The organism is Tenacibaculum skagerrakense, from assembly GCF_004345825.1.
GTDB lineage: Bacteria > Bacteroidota > Bacteroidia > Flavobacteriales > Flavobacteriaceae > Polaribacter > Polaribacter skagerrakensis.
This window is the reverse complement of sequence record NZ_SLXM01000003.1, coordinates 112860-130189: the sequence shown is the minus strand read 5'-3', so window position 1 is coordinate 130189 and position 17330 is coordinate 112860. Positions and strand designations below refer to the sequence as shown.

Genomic DNA, 17330 nt, shown 5'->3' with positions numbered 1-17330 from the left:
CTTTATTTTTCAAATAACAAAGTTTTTTTAACGATTTTACATGGGATGGAAAGCTAAGATTACTGATTACAAGAACTATCTAAAAATTGAAAGAGCATTATCTGAAAATTCAATTGATAGTTACGTTAGAGACTTACTTAAATTAGTTAATTATATAGAAACTTATTCTGAAGATAGTACTCCAAACAAAATTAATAAAACACAGATTCAACAGTTTATTTATGAGGTATCAAAAGTTATTAGTCCAAGAACACAAGCTAGAATTATATCTGGTTTAAGAAGCTTCTTTGATTATTTAGTTTTTGAAGGTTATAGAGAAGACAATCCTTTAGATTTAATACAATCGCCAAAAATAGGTAGAAAACTTCCCGATGTATTGTCTAATGATGAAATTACTGAAATTATAAAATCAATAGATTTAAGTCACCCTCAGGGCGAAAGAAACAAAACCATCTTAGAAACTATTTATGGTTGTGGATTACGTGTAAGCGAATTAATTAATTTAAAGATTTCTGATTTATTTTTTGAAGAAGGCTTTATAAAAGTTACTGGAAAAGGAGATAAAGTTCGCTTTGTTCCTGTTCACCCTTATACACAAAAACTTATTTCTTCCTACATTTCACATATAAGAAGTCATATTACACCGAGTAAAGAAGACTCAGATATTGTTTTCTTAAATAGAAGAGGAAAAAAATTAACCAGACAAATGATCTTTATTATATTAAAGGATTTATGCGCAAAGGTAAACATTCAAAAAAATGTAAGTCCACATACACTAAGACATTCATTTGCTACCTACTTATTAAAGGAAGGGGTTGATTTAAGAGCTATTCAGCAACTTCTAGGTCATGAAAGTATTACAACCACAGAAATTTATGTGCATTTAGATAATTCTTATTTACAAAATGTTGTTGAAAAATTTCATCCTAGAAGAGAAATATAAAATAGATGAAATAAAAAAAGGCAAGCTATCTACATCACACCGCTACGACCTAATACCCTTGCTGCGTTCCCGCCCTGGGGGATTCAAAGGGAGCTGGTTGTGTAGGACTTGCCTCTGCAAATTTACAATCATTTTTTTAATCATTAACAATAAATTTACATGAAATTTCCTGAAAATTTTTGTAACATTTTTAAAACATTGAATACTAACAAGATGTTTACACATATTTTTTAATAATTTAACTAATCAAATCAACAACGAATGGAAAATCAAACAAACAGTAAGAGTATAATTCTTAATTATGGACTTATTTTCGGAGGGGGATCAATATTTATTGCCTTAATAAAATATGCTTCAGGCTATCAATATCAACAAGAATGGTATAGCGGTCTAGCTGGATTAATATTAATGATTGTAGCTATAATCCTAGGTATAAAGCAATTTAAAAATGTAAATAATGGTTTTATTTCTTTTGGTCAATCATTGAAAGTTGGATTAGGAGTTACTATGATAGGAGTTGCAATTACTGTGGTTTACTATCTGTTATTTATGAATGTTATTGAACCTGATTTTTTGAATAATACCATTGAAACTCAAAAAACTGTATGGATTGAGCAATTTGGCTTTACAGATGAGCAGGTTGAGCAAGCAGAACAACGTACTAGAGATTATTTCCATTTATCTTTATTTGGAGGGATGTTAATAATTAATCTTTTCCTAGGATTTGTAATTTCTGCAATTACCGGCGCTATTATGCAAAAAAAGAATGAAGATACTTTTTAAAAGCAATAATATTGTAACTTTACTGCTCAATAATTAGCAGTAAAAATAATTATGGATATATCGGTAGTAATACCACTTTTAAACGAAGAAGAATCTTTACAAGAATTATATGATTGGATTGCAAAAGTTATGCAATCCAATCAGTTTTTATATGAAGTCGTTTTTATTGATGATGGAAGCACAGATAAATCTTGGGATATTATACAAGAACTATCTAAAAAACATAACGAAGTTAAAGCAATACGATTTCAAAGAAATTACGGTAAGTCACAAGCTTTAGATGCTGGTTTTCATGTAGCTTCAGGAAATGTAGTGATAACAATGGATGCTGATTTACAAGACAATCCAGAAGAAATCCCTGAATTATACAATTTAATTATAAAAGAAGATTACGATTTAATCTCAGGATGGAAAAAGAAACGATACGATAACGTAATCACTAAAAACATTCCATCTAAATTATTCAATTGGGCTGCTAGAAAAACCTCAGGATTACAATTAAATGACTTTAATTGTGGATTAAAAGCTTATAAAAATGAAGTAGTTAAAGCAGTAAAAGTAAGTGGTGAAATGCATCGTTATATTCCTGTTTTAGCTAAAAATGAAGGCTTTACAAAAATTGGCGAAAAAATAGTACAACACCAAGCTAGAAAATATGGAGTTACTAAATTTGGTATAGATCGATTTGTAAATGGATTTTTAGATTTAATTACTATCTCATTTTTATCTAAATTTGGAAAAAGACCTATGCACTTTTTTGGCTTATGGGGTACTTTAATGTTTATTTCTGGTACAACCATGGCTTTTTATGTAGGAATTGTTAAACTTTATAGAGTATTTAACAATATTCCATCTATTTTAGTTACTCAAAATCCTTGGTTTTATATTGCTTTAACATCAATGATTCTGGGTACTTTACTTTTTTTAGCAGGGTTTTTAGGTGAATTAATTATTAAAAGTAATTCCCAGCAAAAACATTATAAAATCAAAGAAAAACAAAATTTATAACCACTACCAATACAATTTACAATGGAAGATATTCTTAATAAAGCAAAACTTTGGTTGTCTCCTACTTTCGATAAAGAAACACAAGATGAAATTAATCATTTAATAACATCAGATTCAAATGATTTAGCGGATCGTTTTTATAAAGATGCTGAATTTGGTACCGGAGGTATGCGAGGTATTATGGGTGCTGGTACTAACAGAATTAATAAATATACGCTTGGAAAAGCTACACAAGGATTAAGTAATTATTTACACGTAAGTTATCCTAATCAAGATATAAAAGTAGCTATCGCTTATGATTGTAGACATAACAGTAAAAAGTTCGCCACATTAGTTGCTGAAATTTTATCTGCAAACAATATAAAATCTTTTGTATTTGAAGATTTAAGACCAACTCCAGAGTTGTCATTCACAGTTAATCATCTTAATTGCCATGCAGGTATTGTATTAACAGCTTCTCACAATCCACCTGAATATAATGGTTATAAAGTGTATTGGACTGATGGTGGACAAATTGTTCCTCCACAAGATCAAGCTATTATTTCAGAAGTTAATTCACTTGATTATAAAGATATTAAGTTCACCAAAAATGAAAAATTAATCTCATACATCGGTAGCGAATTAGATGAGGCTTTTTGGAATGCTTCAATTGCAAATGGAACTTTTAATGTTCAAGGTAGAGAAGATTTAAAAATTGTATTTACTTCTTTGCACGGAACTTCAATTAAATTGATTCCAGAAGTATTGAAAAGAGCTGGATACACCAATGTTCATGTTGTTGAAGAACAAGCGGAACCAAATGGTGATTTCCCTACCGTTGACTCACCTAATCCAGAAGAGCCTGCTGCGCTAGCTATGGCAATGGAATATGCAGAAAAAATGAATGCTGATATTGTTATCGGAACAGATCCTGATAGCGATAGATTAGGTATTGCTGTAAGAGATTTAAATGGCGATATTAAATTGTTAAACGGAAATCAAACCATGAGTGTTATGACTGATTTCTTAATTAAACAATGGAAAAAACAGGGTAAATTAAACGGTAAACAGTTTGTAGGTTCAACTATTGTATCCACTAATTTAGTAAATGATATTGCTGCCAGTTATGATGTTGAAACTAAAGTCGGATTAACTGGTTTTAAATGGATTGCCAAAATGATTAAAGATCATCCTGAATTAGATTTTATTGGTGGTGGTGAAGAAAGCTTTGGTTTTATGGTAGGTGATTTTGTTAGAGATAAAGATGCGGTTACTTCTACCCTACTTGCTTGTGAAATTGCTGCGGATGCTAAAAGTAATGGAAGTTCTTTTTATAAAGAATTACTTAATATTTATGTGAATAATCGTTTTTACAAAGAGCATTTAGTTTCATTAGTAAAAAAAGGAATGGACGGAGCTGCTGAAATTAAGCAAATGATGATTGATTTAAGAAACAACCCGCTTGCTGAAATAGATGGTGAAAAAGTAACTTTTGTAAACGATTATAAAACTTCTGTTCGTAAAAACATAATTACTGGAGAGGAATCTACAATTGATATTCCAAAATCAAATGTATTAGTGTACGAAACAGAAAAAGGAACAAAAGTAGCTTGTAGACCAAGTGGAACTGAACCTAAAATTAAGTTCTACATTAGTGTTCAAGATGATTTAGATAGCATTGAAAACACAGATAAAGTTGAAAAGCTTTTAGATGAACGAATTTCAAGAATACAAACACAATTAGAAGTTTAATGGAATACTTCAAGAAAATTTTAAAATACGCGAATCCCTACAAGAGATTCGCTTTTTTAAACATCTTTTTTAACATTCTTTATGCATTATTTTCTGCACTTTCTTTTATAGTTATTATGCCACTATTAAAGGTGCTTTTCGGAGATGAAAAGAAAACTGAAAAAATTGCAAAACCTATATATCAAGGTTTTACTGATATAAATAGCTATGTTAATCAAAGTTTAAGTTATTACACAAACCAAATAGTTCAAGAGGATGCGTCTAGCGCTCTTATTTTGGTTATATCTTTAATTGTCATAACATTTATTCTAAAAAATATATTCAGTTATTTAGCTTTCTATTACATCACTTTTTTAAAAAATGGTGTTTTAAAAGATTTGCGTAATGATTTATATCAAAAAACAGTCTCTTTACCTATTTCTTATTTTTCTGAGAAAAGAAAAGGTGATATTATGGCACGTATTGGAAATGATGTAATTGAAGTACACTATTCTTTTCTTTCAATATTAGAGTTAATATTTAGAGATCCTTTAATGATCATCATATCAATTTCTATGATGCTTGTTTTTAGTGTTAAACTAACTATTTTCATATTTATATTTATACCGGTCGCTGGTTTTATTATCAATGTTATTGGTAAAAATTTAAAAAAGACTTCAGATAAAGTTCAGTACGAACAAGGTATTTTCTTGTCTATACTCGATGAAACCTTACAAGGTTTAAAAGTTATTAAAGGGTTTACAGCTGAAAAAATATTTAACAAAAAGTTTCAATATTCTACCAGTCGTTTTGAAAAATTAATGAATAAATTAATGATTAAGACTCAATTAGCAGGGCCAGTAAGTGAAATATTGGGCGTTACTGTTTTTTGTATTTTGATTTGGTATGGAGGAAGAATTGTTTTGATAGATAAAACTATTGGAGGAGAAACATTATTAGGTTTTTTAGGATTGGCATACAATATCATTACACCTGCAAAGTCTATCTCTAAAGCAAGCTTTACTATAAAAAAAGGAAATGCCGCAGCTGATAGAATTCTTCAAATTTTAGAAACAGATGATGAGTTAAAGGATGCTCCTAATGCAAAGAGTAAGTTAACTTTTGATCATGATATTGAGTTTAAAAATGTTTGGTTTAAATATCAAGATGATTATGTTTTAGAAGATTTTTCTTTAAAAATACCGAAAGGAAAATCCGTTGCTTTAGTTGGTCAATCTGGAAGTGGAAAATCTACACTTGCCAACCTTATTACTCGCTTTTATGATGTTACCAAAGGTGAAATTTTAATTGATGGTGTAAACATTAAAACTCTCAGTAAGAAATCATTATTAAACTTAATGGGAATTGTAACTCAAGATTCAATCTTATTTAATGATTCTATCAAAGAAAATATAAAAATTGGTGATCAAAATGCAACTGATGAAGAAGTTTTAAAAGCTGCTAAAATTGCCAATGCATATGAGTTTATTAAAGATCAACCCAAGCAATTTGAAACGAATATAGGAGATAGCGGGAATAAATTATCAGGCGGACAAAAACAGCGTCTATCTATTGCGAGAGCTGTCTTAAAGAATCCTCCAATTATGATTTTAGATGAAGCTACTTCTGCCCTAGATACTGAATCTGAAAAACTGGTACAATCTGCTTTAGAAAACATGATGCAAAACAGAACTTCTATGGTAATTGCTCACCGTTTATCTACTATTCAAAATGCTGATAATATCGTTGTGTTACATAAAGGAGAAATTGTAGAACAAGGAAAACATGATGAGCTCTTAACTAAAAAGGGAGAATACTTCAAACTAGTTACGATGCAAAATATTGATTCTTAATCATGAAAGAATATTTAATATTCAATATTATATATAAATGGAAATATTTATTAGCCATTTTAAAATCTAAATTTATTAAGATTGAAAAGAAAACAACAATTGATAAATTAGTGTATGTGGCTAGAGAAGCTGATAAAAATTGGATTTTCGGAACAAAAGTTCGCAGACTTTCACAGCACTCAGATTTAAATGCTTCTCCCTACTTTCATGCTAAACTCAGAAATTTACCAGATGCAGACGGATATTATTTTATCTATCCTCATTACTTCTGTAGAGCCATGCGTCATAATCCTCAAATTTTGAGGAAGAAAAATATAGTCATGTTTACACATGCACATTACACAACTTCGTACTCCAAAACGCATATTGCCTGGTGTTTAAATTTAGCAGATAAAGTAATTTGTCTAAACTCTCAAGTAAAGCAAGATTTAATCGGAATTGGAATTAAACCTGAGAAACTAGAAGTTATACACATTGCATCAGATCCTGAATTTTTCTATTCACATGAGCGAAATGCAGGCGATGTTGGTTTTTGTTCAAATTTTGGAGAACGTAAAAATCCGGAATTAGTTTATCAAATTATAAAAAATATGCCGGAGAAGGATTTTCATATTTTCGGAAAAAACTGGGAGAATTTCGATAAATTTCATGAATTAGAGCAATTAGATAACTTTACCTATCACAACAATCGAGATTATTCAGAATTTCCTGATTTATATGCGAAGATTGACACCTTTGTTTCTCCTTCTTTATTAGAAGGCGGACCAGTTCCTGTTTTAGAAGCTATGCTTTCTAATTGTGTTCCTGTAGCGTCAAAAACTGGTTTTTGTCCTGATGTTATAGAACACGGTAAAAATGGTTTCTTATTTGAATTAGACGCTACTTATGAGGATGTAATTCCTTTAATTAAAAAGGCTGACGAACTAGCAACAAACATTAGAGAAACTGCTTTAGCTTATTCGTGGGAAAACTGTTCTAAAAAGATTGATGAATTGTTTATAAATGCATAAAAGGCTTTTTAACATAAAGAAACTAGTTATAAAACATAAAGCCAGTATTTATTCTTTATTAATTATTATTGTTTTCTTTTCTATTGCAAACTACGACTACACCAAAGGATATTTAACAGAAGATGTAAAACTAATAAAACAAAATTTAGGAAACACTAATATCTTGATAGGAGTTATTTTCTTTTTAATTACACTATTTCTTGTTCGAAGAAAATATGAATCAAGAAAAATTGAAAAAAGCAAATTATATTCTCTTTCATTTTACAATATTCTATTTACCTTCTCCATTTTTTTTAGCATAAATGAAATAATTTGTAATACTGCTTTAGTATTGAATAATTTCTACACTTCTGAAAAGACTATTCAACGTACTATTAAAATAGGGTATTACGATCATGAGGAAGAAGAAATAATATTGCTAGCAAATGATTTTTATAAAGTTCCATTAGAAAAATCTAAATATGAAAGGATTCAAAACCAAACTCATATTGATGTAAAGTTGCATCTCGGTTTATTCAACATTCCCAAAAACCCTATAGTGGTCTTAAACTAAAAATAAAATTTTCAATTTAATGAAAACTCTAATTTTTAACTTTATAAACTTACTTGTAAGCCTAAACTCTCAGCTTTTTTAAGCATAAAGTTATAGGAAGCTTCATATTCGTTTGGTATTTCCCCTTCTAAAATTGCTTCTTTTATTGCCTCTTTTATTTGTCCGATTTCACGACAAGGTTTTAAGTTAAAAGTCTTCATAATTTCCTCTCCTGTTATTGGTGGTTGGAAATTACGAACACGATCGCGCTCTTCTACTTCTTTGATTTTTTCTCGAACAATTTCAAAGTTTTTATGATAACGCTTAAACTTTTTTGGATTCTTTGTAGTGATATCAGCTTCACAAAGTGTCATTAAACTATCAATATCATCACCAGTATCAAAAATTAATCTTCGAACAGCAGAGTCTGTTACTTCAGAAGCCAAAACAATTGGTCTAGAGCTTAACAATACCATTTTCTGAACGAATTTCATCTTATTATTCAAAGGCATTTTTAATCGCTTAAAAAGCTTATAAACCATTTTAGAACCAACAAACTCGTGAGAATGGAATGTCCATCCTACTTTTTTACTAAACTTCTTTGTGGGTGCTTTTCCTATATCATGTAATAAAGCAGCCCAACGTAGCCAAACATCTTCTGTGTTCTGAGAAATATTATCTACTACTTCTAATGTATGATAAAAGTTATCTTTATGCTTCTGTCCTTCTACTTCCTCCACTCCTTTTAAAGCTATTAATTCTGGAATAAGTCGTTTTAATAACCCCGTTTTTTCAAGCAATAAAAAACCAACAGAAGGCACTGGTGAAGCAATAATTTTATTGAGTTCATCTACAATACGCTCTCTAGTAATAATATCAATACGCTCTACGTTATTGGTAATCGCCTCTAATGAACTTTTCTCTATCGTAAAATTTAATTGTGAAGCAAATCGAACAGCACGCATCATGCGTAAAGGATCATCAGAATAGGTAATATCTGGATCTAATGGAGTTCTGATAATTTTATTTTCCAAATCAGAAATCCCATCAAACGGATCTAGTAATTTTCCAAATGATTCTTTATTCAGACTTAATGCTAGGGCATTGATTGTAAAGTCTCGACGATTTTGATCATCTTGTAAAGTTCCTTCTGAAACTTCTGGGTTTCTGCTGTCTTCGTTGTAAGACTCTTTTCGTGCCCCTACAAATTCAACTTCAATATCTTGGTAACGCAACATTGCTGTTCCGTAGGTTTTAAAAACCTGTACTTTAGGTGTATTTGGCAATAAACTTGCTACTTTTTGAGCTAACTCAATACCACTACCAACGGTAACAACATCAATATCCTTTGCGTTACCTCTTTGTAATATAAAATCACGCACAAAACCACCAATTACATAACTCTCTAATTGTAATTCTTCTGTGGCTTGTGTAATGTATTCAAATATTTTATTCGAAATTGCTTCTTTGTAATACTTCTCTGGCATAAATTCTATTCTCGAATCACTATAATTTCTTCTCCTTCAATTTTTAAAATAGTCGATGACTTTTCAGAAACTTTATCTTGCTGCAAATTTACTATATAATCTACGCTATCCAAAATTGCTCTTTCTATTTCAGAAAATGACTTTGGTGTTGGGTTTCCACTAACGTTTGCTGAAGTCGAAACAATTGGTTTTCCGAACTTATCAATTAACTCTTTACAAAAATCATTTTGAACAATACGAATTGCTAACGTATTATCCTCTTTATTAACGATATTTGAAGCTATTCCATTCGGATTACTATAAATAATTGTTGTCGGTTTTGTGGTGTTCTCTAAAATTTGAACCGCTTTTTCTGGAACCGTAACATACTTTTTAAGCATCTCTAAAGAACTTACTAAAACAATTAAACTCTTGCTTTCTTCACGGTTTTTAATTTTATAAATTTCCTTAACAGCTTCGCTATTAGTCGCGTCACAACCTAATCCCCATACCGTATCAGTAGGGTATAAAATAGTATTTCCGTTTACTAAATGTTCAAGTGTTTCTTCAATCATTTTTCTTTAAATTTAATTCAAAAAAATTGCGGAGCAAATTTACGCATATCCAATGGAATTTTCTATTTAAAACTAAAAACTGCAAGTTTGAAAACTAATTTCTACAATTCACAAAGTCAGACCTACTGAAATGAGTAAATTCCTTATGTTTGTGTATATAAATTCCAAAAATGCATAAACACCAAATCAGTGCTGCTTTAATTACTTTTAATGAAGAAAGTAATATTGCGCGTACACTTGAAAAACTGACTTGGTGTGATGAAATTGTTGTTATTGATTCTAACAGTACTGATAAAACAAAAGAAATTTGTGCTTCCTTCGGAGCTAAAGTTTACTCTAAAGAATTTAAAGGTTATGGAGAACAAAAACGGTTTCTAGTTGAAAAATGTAGTTTTGATTGGGTTTTATCTGTTGATGCTGACGAAGTATTGACAAATGAACTTATCAATGAAATTCAAACTGAATTTTCTAAACAAAAACTTACTTATAAAGCTTATCTATTGAATAGAAAGCATGTATATTTAGGAAAAGTATTCAAATACGGTTATTTAAAAAACACTCCAATTCTCCGATTATTTAATAAGAACTATGCGAATTTTTCAGATAAAAAAGTGCACGAAACAGTGGAGTATAAAGGTAAAAAAGGACGATTTAAGAATGTGTTTTACCATTACACAGCCAGTACTGTTGAACAAATAAATTATAAGAAAAACCGATATGCAACCTTAGTTTCTGAAGAGTATTTTAAAAAGAGAAAAAGAGTTAATCTGTTAATTTTACTTTTTAAATATCCTTTAGCTTTTATTAAAGAATACTTTATCCGTGGAAATATTTTAAATGGGTATGAAGGTTATGTTTGGAGCACATATATTGCTGAATATAGCGTATTAAAATATTTGAAGCTTAGAGAAAGAAATAAAAACGCTAAGTCTTAAGACTCTAAAAACGTTTTAACTTTATTTTGAATTAAAGCACTATTGAATTCATTTTCGATTTTCTTTCGACCATTTTTTCCCATTTCTTCTATTTTGTTTTTATGATCTGAAAACCATTCAATTTTATTACAAAAAGCATTCACGTTTTCAAACGGAACTAAAAAACCATTAGTTTCATTTTCAACTATTTGAGAATTACTACTAATTTCAAAAGCAACACAAGGCTTTTCACATAACATAGCTTCAGCCAAAACGTATCCAAAACCTTCCCACCTTGATGGTAGTAAAAAGACATCGATACTATTCATAAAGCTTTTAGGATTCTCTATGAAACCTAAAAACTTAATTTCTTTATCTAAGTTTTCTTGAACAACTCTATCTTTTAATTCTTTTTCTAATTTACCACTACCTCCAATCAGGATTTTAAAATCAATATTTCTCTTTTTTAATTCTACGGCTACTTCTATTAAGAATTTTTGATTTTTCTGAAAAACCATTCTGCCTAAATTCCCTAATACTAATTCGTTTCCTTCCTTTTTATATAAACACTCAAAAGGTAGGTTATCAAATTTATCGACATCAATTCCATTAGGAATTACTGTAATGTTATTTTCAGGAAATAATACTGGATTCTTAGCATTGATAGTTTTTTTGGTAGCTTCTGAATTTGCTAAGACTTCAGTTAAAACATTCTGGAAAAAATAACGATTTACAAATGAATTCTTAATCGGAATTGCGCTTCCTCTTCTATAAATAATACGTTGTAAACCTGCTTTTTTAGCAGCCATTCCTCCTATCTTCATATCTTCAGAAGAATTCATAACAACAGTAGTAACGTTATGCTTCTTATAAAATTGAACAACTTTATTGACTTTAGAAAAATTAACGTAGCTAAAATTAGAAACTTTAATTTCCTCCGTAGGAACTCCTTTTTCCTTTAGCTTTTTACTTAATTCACTGTTCGGAGAGACAATTACCAAAACCTTTACACCTTGAGAATGTAAAAAAGCAGCCATTTCAAAATGCCACTTCTCTCCTCCTCCCCAAGTTTTTGTGGAATTAAAAAAACAGATGGTTTTAGTTTCGCTCATTTAAAATCGATCTATAAAGTTGCATGATATTATTTGCTATAACATCATCATTAAATTTTTGCACAAAGGTAAAACCTCTGTCAGCCATTTCAGTACGCTTTTGTTTATTATTAAGTAGATTCTCAATTGCCTTTGAAAACTCTTCGGTATTACTTGGGTCTACATAGCATGTATCTGGTCCACCTGCTTCAGGGAAAACGCCCCCTTTTGATGTAATTACAGGTGTTTTAGAATACAATGCTTCAATAATAGGAATTCCGAATCCTTCAAAAATGCTAGGATACACAAATACATAGGCCATTTGATAAATAGTTGCCAACTCTTTTAAATCTACACCTTCTAAAAAATGAACTCTATTACTTAACCGATTATCATCAATATATTTCAATACTGTTTGATAATAAGTTGTTTTTCGTCCAATAACAACTAAGTGGGTTTTTAATTCTTTAATAGATTTTACGATACTTAGTAAATTCTTTCTTTCCTCAATCGTTCCTACATTCAAAATAAAGTTTTCTGGAAGATTAAATTTCTTTTTTACTTCAGACTTATCTTGAATTGAAACTTCTTCCTTAAAAACAGCATGACAACCTTGATAAATAACTTCAATTTTAGAAGCTTCAATTCCTAAAAACGTTATGATATCATTCTTAGTTTGTTCACTTATTGCAATTACTTTATCTGCCTTTTCTGAAGCATATTTAAACTTATTAAAGTGAATTTTTCTATCAAAAAAAGAATATAATTCCGGATAGCGAACAAAAATTAAATCGTGTATAGTAACAACTGAAGGAATTCCAGACTTTTTAATTCCTCTTGGAATTTCTCCTGATAATCCATGATACAATTGTATTTGATCTTTTTTTAATTGACTTAAAATCGGACCTTGTCTCCAAATAGAAGAGAACTTTTTCCAAAAAGCAACAACAGGTAATTTTTCAATTATATTGTTAAAACTGCTGAGTCTATCAATTTTTTTAGGTTTTGTATTATATACGTAGTATTCGTCATCAGAAAAATGAGTAGCTAAAATTTTAAGCAAATCTCTACTATAATTTCCCAATCCTGTTGCATTATGAAATGCTCTTTTACCATCAAAACCTATTCGCATATACTATTGAATAAAGTTTATATATTTAGTTTTCTGATATTTATACGTCCATTTTTCATCATCATAACGATTACTATCATCAAATGAAAGTTCATTAAGAATAGAAATAAATGAATGCTCATCGTACAAAATTCCATTTTTCTTTATATCAGAAATAATTGCTAATTCTTGATTACAAATCATGCTTTTTTTAAACCCAAAAGCCATATTAAATGTGCCTGTAATTTTACTTTTTAGATAACTTTTATCATTCAAGTTTAATAAAGGTAAAATGTAATCTGACTTTTCCAAATAACTGTAATATGTTGAATTCGAAATAAATTCTTTGAATATTATAAAAGAATGCACTAATTCATACTTCTTTAATTCTTCTAAAAAATGTAATCCATCTTTAGAATTAATATTACCAAGAATAACAAATTTAATATTCTTATTAATTTGATGCTTTTGTAACTGCTCAATTAAGAATTTATAATTGCGGCGACTGTAATGCAATCTTCCAGGAATTGTTATCCAAATGTCATTTACATCCTTTGTTATTTCTTCTTTATCTGTTTTTGGAAAAAAAATTGGATAAAAACTTTCAAGCTTAGAAGCTCTTATATTTTTATAATTTTCTTTGATAAAATCATTTAGCACAAAGTACTTTTTAATCTTTATTGAAAACAAACGTTGCGTAAAACTCTTTTCCAAACGTTTTGCATCATGAAGAACACCAATTACATCAACTTTATAAAACGTAAGAAATAATGCAATATTCCTTAATTTTTTTGAAGAAGAAGCTGTGTTAAAAATTACGCTATCAAATTTAGCCAGTTGCTTTGTTAACTTCATTTGAAGTGAGAATGATTTTAAGAAAGAAAGCGTATTAAAATCAACTTCCTGAATTGTATCAAACAAATGAATGTATGAATTAGCTTGTTTGATGATATCTAGATGACCAAATAACGTAACCGAAAATCCAGCATCTTTCAAGAAAGAAACTTGCGTATAAATACACTCTTCATGAGATTCTGATATTTCAACAATAGCTATTTTCATACAAAAAGAGACCAAATATAAAACTATATTCGGTCTCTTTGGAAATATATTTAACTATGAATCTTTTAAACGGCTACGTCGTATTCTCTTAACGCATCGTTTAACGATGTTTTCTTATTTGTACTTTCTTTACGTTTACCAATAATTAAGGCACATGGTACATTGTACTCTCCTGCAGCAAATTTCTTTGTATAACTTCCAGGAATCACCACAGAACGAGCAGGAACTATTCCTTTCATTTCAACTGGTTCATCACCTGTAACATCAATAATTTTTGTAGAAGCTGTTAACACTACGTTTGCACCTAAAACTGCTTCCTTTTCTACTTTAACACCTTCTACTACAATACAACGTGATCCAATGAAAGCATTGTCTTCAATAATTACAGGAGCAGCTTGTAAAGGCTCTAAAACTCCACCAATACCAACACCTCCTGATAAGTGAACATTTTTTCCAATTTGTGCACAAGAACCTACTGTTGCCCATGTATCAACCATTGTTCCTTCATCAACATAAGCACCGATGTTTACATAACTTGGCATTAAAATCGTTCCAGCAGAAATATATGCTCCATGACGTGCTACTGCATTTGGTACAACTCTAATTCCTTTTTCTTGATAGTTTCTTTTTAAAGGGATTTTATCGTGATATTCAAAGATTCCTGCTTCCAACGTTTCCATTTTTTGAATTGGAAAGTATAAAACAACGGCTTTCTTTACCCATTCATTCACTTGCCATCCGTCAGCTGTTGGCTCTGCTACTCGTAATTCTCCTAAATCTAACAAGTCAACAACATTTCTAATTGCAGCTATAGTTTCTTCTTCTTTTAACATTTCTCGGTTATCCCAAGCTTTCTCTATGATTGAACGAATCTCTGTCATTATTAAAATATTTTAAGCAAATATAAATTAGTATCTATTTTTGAATAGCGAAAATACATTTTTTAAACAGAAAACGATTCCTTGTTTAAAATGAGTATTTTTGCAAAAAATAAAATAATTTGGCACGAATACTTGCTATAGATTTTGGATTAAAACGAACAGGAATTGCTGTTACAGATGAATTACAGATTATAGCTTCTGGATTAACAACTGTTCCTACAGAAGAATTAATTTCATTTTTAAAAGATTATATCTCTAAAGAAAACGTAGAATTATTTATTGTTGGAAAACCAAAGCAAATGGATAATACCGACAGTGAAAGCGAACAACTTATCCTACCTTTTCTTGAAAAATTAACTAAAGAGATCCCAACTGTACCCGTTCAGCGTATAGATGAACGTTTTACCTCTAAGATGGCTTTTCAAACAATGATTGACGGTGGTTTGAAAAAGAAACAACGAAGAAATAAAGCATTAGTTGATGAAATTAGTGCTACCATAATTCTTCAATCATATTTGTACAACAAATAATTTAAAGAAATAAACGTTATTTGTACTTTTGCATGCGTTTAAAAAAATAATTTATTTATGGTTTTACCAATTGTTGCTTATGGCGATCCTGTTCTTAGAAAGGTTGGAAAGGAAATCGATAAAGATTACCCTAACCTTACAGAACTGATTGCTACCATGAAAGAGACGATGTACAATGCTTCTGGTGTTGGTTTAGCAGCTCCACAAATCGGAAAAGACATTCGTTTATTTGTTATTGATGCATCACCTTTTGCTGGTGATGAAGATTTAAGTGATGATGAGCGTAAAGTTTTAGAAGGTTTTAATCGTGTGTTTATTAATGCAAAAATTCTTGAAGAAGAGGGTGAAGAATGGGTTTTTAACGAAGGTTGTTTAAGTATTCCTGATATACGTGAAGATGTATGGAGAAAACCTACTATAACCATTGAATATCAAGACGAAAATTTTGAAAAGAAGACCGAAGTTTTATCTGGTTTAGCTGCTAGAGTTTTTCAACATGAATACGACCATATTGAAGGTGTTTTATTTACCGATAAACTTTCTTCTCTTAAGAAAAGATTAATCAAGAAAAAATTAGAAAATATTTCAAAAGGAAAGATTAATGCAGATTACAGAATGCGCTTTCCTAACTTAAAAAGATAATTATATACATGGAATTTAGTAAAATTATAGCAGTAGCAGGAAAACCTGGTTTATTTGAAATTTTATCACAAACAAAAAGTGGTGTAATTGTAAAATCATTATTAGAAGATAAGCGTATGCCAATAACGGCTACTCATAATGTAAGCTTATTAGAAAACATTGCTATTTTTACCTATGCTGAAGATATTCCTTTAGCACAAGTATTTAAAAATATTGCTGATAAAGAAGGTGGTAAAGAAGCTATTTCTCATAAAGAAAGTGCAGCAAAGTTAACAGCATACTTTGCTGAAGTATTACCTGATTATGATGATGAAAGAGTATATACTTCAAATATTAAGAAAGTAATTCAGTGGTATAATATTTTAGCTAAAGCTAATTTTGACTTCTCTACTTTAATTCAGGAAGAAGTTACTACTGACGAAGAAGAATAGCATATGTTAAACACTCGTAAACAACAATTAGAAGCTTTCAATCGTCTTTTAGATATCATGGACGATTTACGAGAAAAGTGCCCTTGGGATAAAAAACAAACACTAGAAAGCTTACGTCATTTGACTATTGAAGAGGTTTACGAATTAGGAGACGCTATTTTAGATAACGACTTAGAAGAATTAAAAAAAGAATTAGGCGATGTGCTTTTGCACATCGTTTTTTATGCAAAAATAGGAAGCGAGAAAAAAGCTTTCGATATTGCTGATATTGCCAATGCAATTTCTGACAAACTTATTGAACGACATCCACATATTTATGGCGATGTTTCTGTTGAAAACGAAGAAGATGTCAAAAGAAATTGGGAAAAACTAAAGCTTAAAGAGGGGAAAAAATCTGTTTTAGAAGGTGTTCCTAAAAGCTTACCTGCATTGGTAAAAGCAAATAGAATACAAGATAAAGTTGCTGGAGTTGGTTTTGATTGGGAAGAACCACACCAAGTTTGGGAGAAAGTTCAGGAAGAATTAAATGAACTGAATGAAGAAATTGAAAAAGGAAATCAACAAAACATAGAAAAAGAATTTGGAGATGTACTCTTTTCAATGATTAACTACGCACGATTCATTAAAGTAAACCCAGAAAATGCCTTAGAGCGAACTAATAAAAAATTTATCAGTCGTTTTCAATATCTGGAAAGTAAAGCTAAAGAAATTGGAAAAGAGTTATCGGATATGAGTTTAGCTGAAATGGATGTGTTTTGGAATGAGTCCAAAGCATTTTTTAAGTAAAT

General features: G+C 30.0%; 18 protein-coding genes and 1 other RNA gene. 12 read left to right on the top strand and 7 right to left on the bottom strand.

What is annotated here, in order from left to right:
- Positions 1-40: 40 nt before the first annotated feature.
- The gene (gene xerA, locus EV195_RS06675; RefSeq protein ID WP_132794158.1) at positions 41-943 is read left to right on the top strand and encodes a site-specific tyrosine recombinase/integron integrase; all 903 of its coding nucleotides are present in this window, start codon (positions 41-43) and stop codon (positions 941-943) included.
- 15 nt (positions 944-958) lie between these two features.
- On the opposite strand, the gene ffs is transcribed toward xerA, so the two are convergent.
- Positions 959-1057: signal recognition particle sRNA small type (ffs, locus tag EV195_RS06670), an RNA gene on the bottom strand.
- Positions 1058-1204: 147 nt separating this feature from the next.
- Here ffs and EV195_RS06665 point away from each other — a divergent pair.
- The 6 genes from EV195_RS06665 to EV195_RS06640 are packed head-to-tail and all read left to right on the top strand — an operon-like array spanning position 1205 to position 7860.
- Positions 1205-1726 (top strand): DUF4199 domain-containing protein, encoded by a 522-nt coding sequence (locus EV195_RS06665; RefSeq protein ID WP_132794157.1) that lies wholly within the window; start codon positions 1205-1207, stop codon positions 1724-1726.
- A 51-nt stretch (positions 1727-1777) separates the two neighbouring features.
- Positions 1778-2734, top strand: coding sequence for a glycosyltransferase family 2 protein (locus EV195_RS06660; protein WP_132794156.1), 957 nt, complete (start codon positions 1778-1780; stop codon positions 2732-2734).
- Between the two features lie 21 nt (positions 2735-2755).
- Positions 2756-4465, top strand: a complete 1710-nt coding sequence (locus tag EV195_RS06655) for a phospho-sugar mutase (protein WP_132794155.1) — start codon at positions 2756-2758, stop codon at positions 4463-4465.
- Positions 4465-6297, top strand: a complete 1833-nt coding sequence (locus EV195_RS06650) for an ABC transporter ATP-binding protein (protein ID WP_132794154.1) — start codon at positions 4465-4467, stop codon at positions 6295-6297. Before EV195_RS06655 ends, EV195_RS06650 begins: the two co-directional genes overlap by 1 nt.
- Positions 6298-6299: 2 nt before the next feature.
- Positions 6300-7307, top strand: coding sequence for a glycosyltransferase family 4 protein (locus EV195_RS06645; RefSeq protein ID WP_132794153.1), 1008 nt, complete (start codon positions 6300-6302; stop codon positions 7305-7307).
- Positions 7300-7860 carry a hypothetical protein gene (locus EV195_RS06640; protein ID WP_132794152.1) on the top strand — a complete coding sequence of 187 codons (561 nt, stop codon included), beginning with the start codon at positions 7300-7302 and terminating at the stop codon, positions 7858-7860. Before EV195_RS06645 ends, EV195_RS06640 begins: the two co-directional genes overlap by 8 nt.
- A gap of 41 nt (positions 7861-7901) precedes the next feature.
- Here the strand turns inward: EV195_RS06640 and EV195_RS06635 are convergent, their stop codons facing one another.
- Complete coding sequence (locus EV195_RS06635; protein WP_132794151.1) at positions 7902-9326, bottom strand: CCA tRNA nucleotidyltransferase; 1425 nt, start codon at positions 9324-9326, stop codon at positions 7902-7904.
- 5 nt (positions 9327-9331) lie between these two features.
- Positions 9332-9880, bottom strand: a complete 549-nt coding sequence (locus tag EV195_RS06630) for an L-threonylcarbamoyladenylate synthase (RefSeq protein WP_132794150.1) — start codon at positions 9878-9880, stop codon at positions 9332-9334.
- A gap of 170 nt (positions 9881-10050) precedes the next feature.
- Here EV195_RS06630 and EV195_RS06625 point away from each other — a divergent pair, with 170 nt between their 5' ends.
- Complete coding sequence (locus EV195_RS06625; RefSeq protein WP_132794149.1) at positions 10051-10815, top strand: glycosyltransferase family 2 protein; 765 nt, start codon at positions 10051-10053, stop codon at positions 10813-10815.
- Here EV195_RS06625 and EV195_RS06620 read toward each other — a convergent pair.
- The 4 genes from EV195_RS06620 to EV195_RS06605 form a co-directional block, all read right to left on the bottom strand.
- Positions 10812-11906, bottom strand: coding sequence for a glycosyltransferase (locus tag EV195_RS06620; protein ID WP_132794148.1), 1095 nt, complete (start codon positions 11904-11906; stop codon positions 10812-10814). The genes EV195_RS06625 and EV195_RS06620 overlap by 4 nt on opposite strands.
- Positions 11893-13017, bottom strand: coding sequence for a glycosyltransferase family 4 protein (locus EV195_RS06615; protein ID WP_132794147.1), 1125 nt, complete (start codon positions 13015-13017; stop codon positions 11893-11895). Before EV195_RS06615 ends, EV195_RS06620 begins: the two co-directional genes overlap by 14 nt.
- 3 nt (positions 13018-13020) lie before the next feature.
- Positions 13021-14058, bottom strand: a complete 1038-nt coding sequence (locus tag EV195_RS06610) for a glycosyltransferase family protein (protein WP_132794146.1) — start codon at positions 14056-14058, stop codon at positions 13021-13023.
- Positions 14059-14123: 65 nt separating this feature from the next.
- Positions 14124-14939, bottom strand: a complete 816-nt coding sequence (locus tag EV195_RS06605) for a 2,3,4,5-tetrahydropyridine-2,6-dicarboxylate N-succinyltransferase (protein WP_132794145.1) — start codon at positions 14937-14939, stop codon at positions 14124-14126.
- A gap of 119 nt (positions 14940-15058) precedes the next feature.
- Between EV195_RS06605 and ruvX the strand changes: the two genes are divergently transcribed.
- Genes ruvX through mazG form a run of 4 tightly spaced genes read left to right on the top strand, consistent with a single transcriptional unit; the run spans position 15059 to position 17328 of the window.
- Positions 15059-15469 (top strand): Holliday junction resolvase RuvX, encoded by a 411-nt coding sequence (gene ruvX, locus EV195_RS06600; RefSeq protein ID WP_132794144.1) that lies wholly within the window; start codon positions 15059-15061, stop codon positions 15467-15469.
- A gap of 57 nt (positions 15470-15526) precedes the next feature.
- Positions 15527-16111: a peptide deformylase gene (gene def, locus EV195_RS06595; protein ID WP_132794143.1), complete on the top strand. Its 585-nt coding sequence runs from the start codon at positions 15527-15529 to the stop codon at positions 16109-16111.
- Positions 16112-16119: 8 nt separating this feature from the next.
- Positions 16120-16542, top strand: coding sequence for a DUF5606 family protein (locus tag EV195_RS06590; RefSeq protein ID WP_132794142.1), 423 nt, complete (start codon positions 16120-16122; stop codon positions 16540-16542).
- 3 nt (positions 16543-16545) lie between these two features.
- A complete protein-coding gene (mazG, locus tag EV195_RS06585) occupies positions 16546-17328 on the top strand; it encodes a nucleoside triphosphate pyrophosphohydrolase (protein WP_132794141.1) in 783 nt (260 codons plus the stop codon).
- Positions 17329-17330 lie beyond the last annotated feature (2 nt).

Bases quoted from the DNA above. Each gene is read 5' to 3' on its own strand.
- xerA (WP_132794158.1), top strand. From the start codon at position 41: ATGGGATGGAAAGCTAAGATTACTGATTACAAGAACTATCTAAAAATT.
- EV195_RS06665 (WP_132794157.1), top strand. From the start codon at position 1,205: ATGGAAAATCAAACAAACAGTAAGAGTATAATTCTTAATTATGGACTT.
- EV195_RS06660 (WP_132794156.1), top strand. From the start codon at position 1,778: ATGGATATATCGGTAGTAATACCACTTTTAAACGAAGAAGAATCTTTA.
- EV195_RS06655 (WP_132794155.1), top strand. From the start codon at position 2,756: ATGGAAGATATTCTTAATAAAGCAAAACTTTGGTTGTCTCCTACTTTC.
- EV195_RS06650 (WP_132794154.1), top strand. From the start codon at position 4,465: ATGGAATACTTCAAGAAAATTTTAAAATACGCGAATCCCTACAAGAGA.
- EV195_RS06645 (WP_132794153.1), top strand. From the start codon at position 6,300: ATGAAAGAATATTTAATATTCAATATTATATATAAATGGAAATATTTA.
- EV195_RS06640 (WP_132794152.1), top strand. From the start codon at position 7,300: ATGCATAAAAGGCTTTTTAACATAAAGAAACTAGTTATAAAACATAAA.
- EV195_RS06635 (WP_132794151.1), bottom strand. From the start codon at position 9,326: ATGCCAGAGAAGTATTACAAAGAAGCAATTTCGAATAAAATATTTGAA.
- EV195_RS06630 (WP_132794150.1), bottom strand. From the start codon at position 9,880: ATGATTGAAGAAACACTTGAACATTTAGTAAACGGAAATACTATTTTA.
- EV195_RS06625 (WP_132794149.1), top strand. From the start codon at position 10,051: ATGCATAAACACCAAATCAGTGCTGCTTTAATTACTTTTAATGAAGAA.
- EV195_RS06620 (WP_132794148.1), bottom strand. From the start codon at position 11,906: ATGAGCGAAACTAAAACCATCTGTTTTTTTAATTCCACAAAAACTTGG.
- EV195_RS06615 (WP_132794147.1), bottom strand. From the start codon at position 13,017: ATGCGAATAGGTTTTGATGGTAAAAGAGCATTTCATAATGCAACAGGA.
- EV195_RS06610 (WP_132794146.1), bottom strand. From the start codon at position 14,058: ATGAAAATAGCTATTGTTGAAATATCAGAATCTCATGAAGAGTGTATT.
- EV195_RS06605 (WP_132794145.1), bottom strand. From the start codon at position 14,939: ATGACAGAGATTCGTTCAATCATAGAGAAAGCTTGGGATAACCGAGAA.
- def (WP_132794143.1), top strand. From the start codon at position 15,527: ATGGTTTTACCAATTGTTGCTTATGGCGATCCTGTTCTTAGAAAGGTT.
- EV195_RS06590 (WP_132794142.1), top strand. From the start codon at position 16,120: ATGGAATTTAGTAAAATTATAGCAGTAGCAGGAAAACCTGGTTTATTT.
- mazG (WP_132794141.1), top strand. From the start codon at position 16,546: ATGTTAAACACTCGTAAACAACAATTAGAAGCTTTCAATCGTCTTTTA.